General features: G+C 71.8%; 6 protein-coding genes. 3 read left to right on the forward strand and 3 right to left on the reverse strand.

The window, feature by feature from the left end:
- Positions 1-67 precede the first annotated feature (67 nt).
- From ACFVZW_RS36550 to ACFVZW_RS36560, 3 genes are all read right to left on the reverse strand, one after another.
- A complete protein-coding gene (locus ACFVZW_RS36550; RefSeq protein WP_384530833.1) occupies positions 68-472 on the reverse strand; it encodes a DUF3040 domain-containing protein in 405 nt (134 codons plus the stop codon).
- Positions 473-775: 303 nt separating this feature from the next.
- Positions 776-1564, reverse strand: a complete 789-nt coding sequence (locus ACFVZW_RS36555; protein WP_384530835.1) for a class I SAM-dependent methyltransferase — start codon at positions 1562-1564, stop codon at positions 776-778.
- 78 nt (positions 1565-1642) lie between these two features.
- Entirely contained in the window at positions 1643-2173 is a 531-nt protein-coding gene (locus ACFVZW_RS36560) for an SAV_6107 family HEPN domain-containing protein (RefSeq protein WP_384530837.1), read from the reverse strand.
- Positions 2174-2339: 166 nt separating this feature from the next.
- On the opposite strand from ACFVZW_RS36560, the gene ACFVZW_RS36565 reads away from it, so the two are divergent.
- From ACFVZW_RS36565 to ACFVZW_RS36575, 3 genes are read left to right on the forward strand one after another with little or no spacing between them, the layout of a single operon-like run.
- Complete coding sequence (locus ACFVZW_RS36565; RefSeq protein ID WP_384530839.1) at positions 2340-3131, forward strand: ATP-binding cassette domain-containing protein; 792 nt, start codon at positions 2340-2342, stop codon at positions 3129-3131.
- Positions 3103-5190: a YhgE/Pip family protein gene (locus tag ACFVZW_RS36570; RefSeq protein WP_384530841.1), complete on the forward strand. Its 2088-nt coding sequence runs from the start codon at positions 3103-3105 to the stop codon at positions 5188-5190. Before ACFVZW_RS36565 ends, ACFVZW_RS36570 begins: the two co-directional genes overlap by 29 nt.
- A gap of 44 nt (positions 5191-5234) precedes the next feature.
- Positions 5235-5843: a TetR/AcrR family transcriptional regulator gene (locus tag ACFVZW_RS36575; protein WP_384530843.1), complete on the forward strand. Its 609-nt coding sequence runs from the start codon at positions 5235-5237 to the stop codon at positions 5841-5843.
- Positions 5844-5903 lie beyond the last annotated feature (60 nt).

Genomic DNA, 5903 nt, shown 5'->3' on the forward strand with positions numbered 1-5903 from the left:
GGGCCGCGCTTCAGCGCGGCCCCGCGGGGCTCGGTGTCGTGTGGAGGGCTTCGCCCTCAGGGGGCCGTCAGTGGCCGCCGCCCTGCTGTTCGTCCCGGCGGCGCTGCCACCGTTCCTCGATCCGGTTCATCATCGAGCGGCGCTGCCGGGCCTGACGGCCACCGGCCGCCGATCCGCCCGTCGCCTGCTGCTCACCCGGCTTGGGCGCCTTGCGCCAGCCTGTAACGGCCATCACCGCGCAGCCCAGCATGACGAGGAACCCCACCACGCTGATCCACCACTGCTGAGCGACCATTCCAGCCATGAGGAGCGCGATACCCACCAGGAAGCCGGCGACTGCCTGGTAGACCCGTCGCCGGGTGTACGTACGCAGTCCGCTTCCCTCGAGCGCTGTCGCGAACTTGGGATCTTCGGCGTACAGCGCTCGCTCCATCTGCTCGAGCATTCGCTGCTCGTGCTCCGAGAGCGGCACGGAGTCCTCCTAGTCGTCGGTCGCGGGGGCGACCGGGATGCGGCCCTTTCAGGATAGGCAGGGAATCGCCCCCGTGAAACCCGCCCTCAACGCCAAATCGCCAAACCGGGCCGCCATGCGGTTCGGTTGCTGAGGCGTTGATTCCCCAGCGCCTGACCTGTCATGCCGGATGGTGTCCCCCGATCATACGGGGCGAACTCCCCGTTCGGGTGGCCTGTGGCGTACTCCATGTGCGGTTGCGTCGCTGATCAGCACGGTGCTGCACGCCCGGGGCCGGGCCCCGGGCGTGCCTCCGGGCGGGTGTCAGGCGCGCTTCTCGCCCAGGACGTGCAACTGGGTGGCGATGGCGTGGAAGGACGGCAGCTCCGCGGCAGCGGCCTCCAGCTTGAGCAGAGCCTCCGCCGCGCCGGGCTCGGTGTCGACCAGGGCGCCGGGGACGAGGTCGGCGAAGACCCGCACGCCGTGCACCGCGCCGACGTCCAGTCCGGCCTCGCCCGCCAGCTCGCCGAGCTGGTCGGCCGTGAAGCGGCGGGGCACCGGGTCGCCGTCGCCCCAGCGCCCGGACGGGTCGCTCAGGGCGTTGCGGGCCTCGGTGAAGTGCCCGGCGAGCGCGCGGGCCAGGACCGCGCCCCCGACGCCCGCGGCGAGCAGGCTGAGCGCGCCGCCGGCCCGGAGGGCCGCCACCGCGTTCCGTACGCCCTCGGCCGGGTCGTCCACGTACTCCAGGACGCCGTGGCAGAGGACCACGTCGAACGCCTCCCGCCCGACCACGTCGAACAGGCCGCGGATGTCGCCCTGGACCCCGGTCACCCGGTCGGCGACGCCGGCCTCGGCGGCCCGGCGCTCCAGCGCGAACAGCGCGTTCGGGCTGGGGTCGACGACGGTGACCCGGTGGCCGAGGCGGGCCACCGGCACCGCGAAGTTCCCCGAGCCGCCGCCCGTGTCGAGGACGTCGAGGCCGTCCTGCCCGGTGGCCTTGACCCGGCGGTCGAGGGCGTCCTTGAGGACGTCCCAGACGACGGCCGTACGAAGGGAGGCGCGCGACGGGCGCGACGACGCCTCTCGACCGAAGACAGGGGAAGGGTCCGACACGGCTGTTGACTCCTCGGTGACGGTGCACGAACGCCTCCCACCCTATGGCCTCGGGCGTGCTCCCCCGCTCACATGCGGCTACCCCGTGGCCTCCTCCGCGCCGGTCTGACGGGGCAGCACGGGCTGGAGGACGAGGAGCCGCTCGACCAGGCGCAGGAACATGGCGGCGTCCCGGATCAGGTCGTCGGCGTCCCGGCGGGTCGCCGCGCCGGGTATGCCCGCCTCCGCCCGGGCCCGGCGGGGCGCTCCCGAGGCGAACAGGGCGCTCCACTCGGTCAGCTCGGGCGCTATCTCGGGGAGCACTTCCCAGGCGCTCCTGATCCGCGCGCGCTTGCGCGGGTTGGTCTCGGGGCGGCCACGGGCGGCGAGCACGGCCGCGGCGGTGCGCAGCGCGGCGAGGTGTGCGGTGGCGTACCGCTCGTTGGGCACATCGTGTCCGACGGCCTCCTCCAGGCCGGCGCGGGCCTGGGCGAGCAGGTCGAGTGCGGCGGGCGGCGCGGTGGAACGGCGCAGCACGGGGTGGACGTCGGTCGGCGGTCCGGACAGTGCGGGGGCAGGGCGGCCGGCGGCGCGGCGCCGCGGTGCGGCTGCTGCGGAGGAGCTGGTCATGACGAGCCTCCTGTCGTCGTGTGACGGCTCTGTGTCCGTATGTGTCCATCGTGAAGGGCACCACTGACAATCGCCCTGACCTGCGACTTTGCCTGGATCACCGACTGAGGGGTAAGTTTTTGAACTGACTGGTCAGTTCAAAAACTGGGAATGTGGGGGTGGACCGGTGGAAGCGAAGCCGGAGGAGCCGCACGGCGCCGCCGTCGTCGCGGACGGATTCGGGCTGAAAGGGCCGCGCGGCTGGGTGTTCCGCGGGGTCGGCTTCCGGGCCGAGCCCGGCTCGCTCGTCGCGATCGAGGGACCGTCCGGCTCGGGCCGTACCTGTCTGCTGCTGGCGCTGACCGGCCGGATGAAGCCCCAGGAGGGCCACGCCGAGGTCGCAGGGCTCCGTCTGCCCCGCAAGATGGCGGCCGTCCGCCGGATCAGCGCGCTCGGCCCGGTGCCGGGTGTCAGCGACCTCGACCCGGCGTTCACCGTCGCCGAGCACCTGCGCGAGCGCGCTCTGCTCCAGCGCCGCTACGACGGCGCGGTACGGGCCCTGCTCCGCCCCCCGGCGGAGCGCGCGGCCGCCGCCAAGGCGCGGATCGAGGCGGCTCTGGAGGCGTCCGGGCTCGACCTGGACACCCTGCCGAAGGGCGAGCGGACCTCCGTACGGGATCTGGAGCGGCTGGAGGCGCTGCGCCTGTCGATCGCCCTGGCGCTGATCGGCCGGCCCCGGCTGCTCGCGCTCGACGACACCGATCTGAAGCTCTCCGACGCCGACCGGGCCGAGGCATGGGCCCTGCTGCGCTCCGTCGCCGACGCCGGCACCACCGTGCTCGCCGTCTGCAGCGAGGCGCCCGAGAACGCCCTGAAGATCACCACGGCGCCGCGCGCGACCGAGGACGACACGACCACCGAGGACGACACCATCGAGGAGGGGGCAGCCGATGCGCTCGCCGAAACTGGCCGCGCTTGAGCTGAAGCGGTTCGGCAGGGGGAAGCTGCCGCGGGCCGCGCTCGTCGCGATCCTGCTGCTGCCGTTGCTGTACGGCGCGCTGTACCTGTGGTCCTTCTGGGACCCGTACAGCAGGCTCGACCGGATACCCGTCGCCCTGGTCAACGAGGACAAGGGCGCCACCGCCGACGGCAAGAAGATCAACGCCGGCGACGACATCGCGGAGGGCCTGCTGGACAGCAGGGTCTTCCAGTGGCACGAGGTGAGCGACGCCGAGGCCCGCAAGGGCGTGGAGGACGGGACGTACTACCTCTCGCTGACCATGCCGGGCGACCTCAGCACGCGGATCGCCTCCAGTTCGGGCGACGCCCCCGAGACGGGTGCTCTGCGGGTCCGTACGAACGACGCCAACAACTACATCGTCGGGCAGATCTCCCGGACGGTCTTCTCCGAGGTCCGTACCGCCGCCTCCACCAAGTCCTCGCGCACCTTCCTGGACAAGATCTTCATCTCCTTCTCCGACATCCACGACGCGACCGCCGAGGCCGCCAAGGGCGCCGGTGAGCTCAAGGAGGGCGTGGACAAGGCGAAGAAGGGCTCGAAGAGCCTGGCCGACGGGCTCAAGGACGCCAAGAAGGGCAGCGGCGACCTCGCCACCGGCCTGAAGAAGCTCGACAAGGGCGCGGGCGATCTGGAGACCGGCTCACGGCAGGTCGCGAACGGCACCCAGGCGCTCGCGGACAAGGTCAACGGGAAGGCCGCCCAGGTCCGCCCGTATCTGAAGAACAACGGCAAGACGATCGGCGACACCGCCCGGCTGGTCGCCCACTCGACCGCGGCCGTGCGTCACGATCTCGAGGACGTGGTCCGCCGCGCCCCGATCGCCCGGACCGCCGCCCACCTGGCCGACGACAAGCTGGACGCCCTCCACAAGAAGGAGTGCGTGGACAACCCGCTGCCCGACCCCAAGGCCTGCCCGGTCCTCAAGGAGGCCAAGGTCTCGGCCGACGACGTGGCGAAGATCGCCGACGATCTGCACGAGCTGACCAAGGACAGCGACGGCGACCTGAAGAAGCTCGACGGCCGGCTCGCCACCCTGCAGAAGCAGGCGGAGGACCTGGCCAAGGCCGCGCCGCACCTCGACGAGGACCTCGAAGGCGCCGTCAAGAAGATCAACAAGCTGAACGAGGGCGCCCTGAAGGTCGCCAGGGGCGCCGACGAGCTGCACACCGGCCTCACGAGCGCCAAGACCGGTTCCACGAACCTCGACACGGGTGTCGGCAAGCTCAAGAAGGGCGCCGGGGACCTCGACGGCGGTCTGTTCAAGCTGGCCGACGGCTCGGGCGACCTGGCCACCGGCCTGAACGACGGGGTGGCCAAGATCCCCGACTACGACAAGCAGCAGCGCGACCGGCGTACGGAGGTCATGGCCGACCCCGTCGAGCTCGCCTCCCAGTCGCTCCACAAGGCGCCCAACTACGGCACCGGATTCGCCCCGTACTTCATCCCGCTCTCCCTCTGGGTCGGCGCGATGGTGGCGTACATGCTGATCCAGCCGCTCAACCGGCGCGCCCTCGCCGCCGGCGCCTCCGCCTGGCGGATCGCCCTGGCCGGCTGGCTGCCGGTCGCGGCCATCGGGCTGCTCCAGGTCGCCGCGCTGATGTCCGTGCTGCACTGGGGCCTCGGCCTGCAGATGGCCAGGGCGGCCGGGACCGTCGGCTTCCTCGCCCTGGTGACCTGCTGCTTCGCCGCGATCATCCAGTGGCTCAACGCCCGCTTCGGCGCCGCGGGCCGGATCCTGGTGCTCGCCGTGCTGATGCTCCAGCTGACCTCGGCGGGCGGCACGTACCCCGTTCAGACGAGTCCCGGATTCTTCAACGCGATCCATCCCTTCCTGCCGATGAGTTACGTCGTCGAGTCGCTGCGCCGGCTGATCACGGGCGGCGGGATCGGGCCGGTCTGGCAGGCGGTCGCGGTGCTGACGGCGTTCACGGTGGGCGCGCTGGCGCTGACCGCGGTCTCGGCCCGGCGCAAGCAGGTGTGGACACTGGACCGGCTCCACCCCGATCTGTCCTTGTGACACCTGCCCCTGTGACACCCGCGAGACCTGTGAGAATCGAGCCCATGGACAGCAGCAGCACCAGACGCCAGGCCACGCGCGCGAAGCTCTACGAGGCCGCCGTCACGCTCATCGCCGAGCAGGGCTTCTCGGCGACGACGGTGGATGAGATCGCCGAGCGCGCGGGTGTCGCCAAGGGCACGGTCTACTACAACTTCAAGAGCAAGACCGAGCTCTTCGAGGAGCTGCTGCGGCACGGAGTCGCCCTGCTCACCGCCTCCCTGAGGACGGCGGCCGAGGAGACGGCGGAACGGGGCGGGAGCCGGGTCGACGCGCTGGACGCGATGATCCGGGCGGGTCTGGTCTTCATCGACCGCTATCCGGCCTTCACCCAGCTGTACGTGGCCGAGCTGTGGCGCACCAACCGGGCCTGGAACTCGACCCTCCTGGTCGTCCGTCAGCAGGCGGTCGCCGTGGTGGAGGGGGTGCTGCGCGAAGGCGTCGAGAGCGGTGAGCTCAGCGAGGAGATCGACATTCCGCTCACGGCGGCCGCGCTGGTCGGGATGGTGCTGGTGGCCGCCCTCGACTGGCAGGCCTTCCAGCGGGAGCGCTCGATCGACGATGTGCACAGCGCGCTGTCGCGGCTGCTGCACGGGCGCGTGGGCGGCTGCTGACCGGCCGCTGAACGACCGCCGGGAGAAACGCCGGACGGCGAGGCTCGATCCCCCCGAGCC

The sequence above is a fragment of the Streptomyces sp. NPDC059567 genome (assembly GCF_042735655.1).
In the GTDB taxonomy this organism is placed as follows: Bacteria; Actinomycetota; Actinomycetes; order Streptomycetales; family Streptomycetaceae; genus Streptomyces.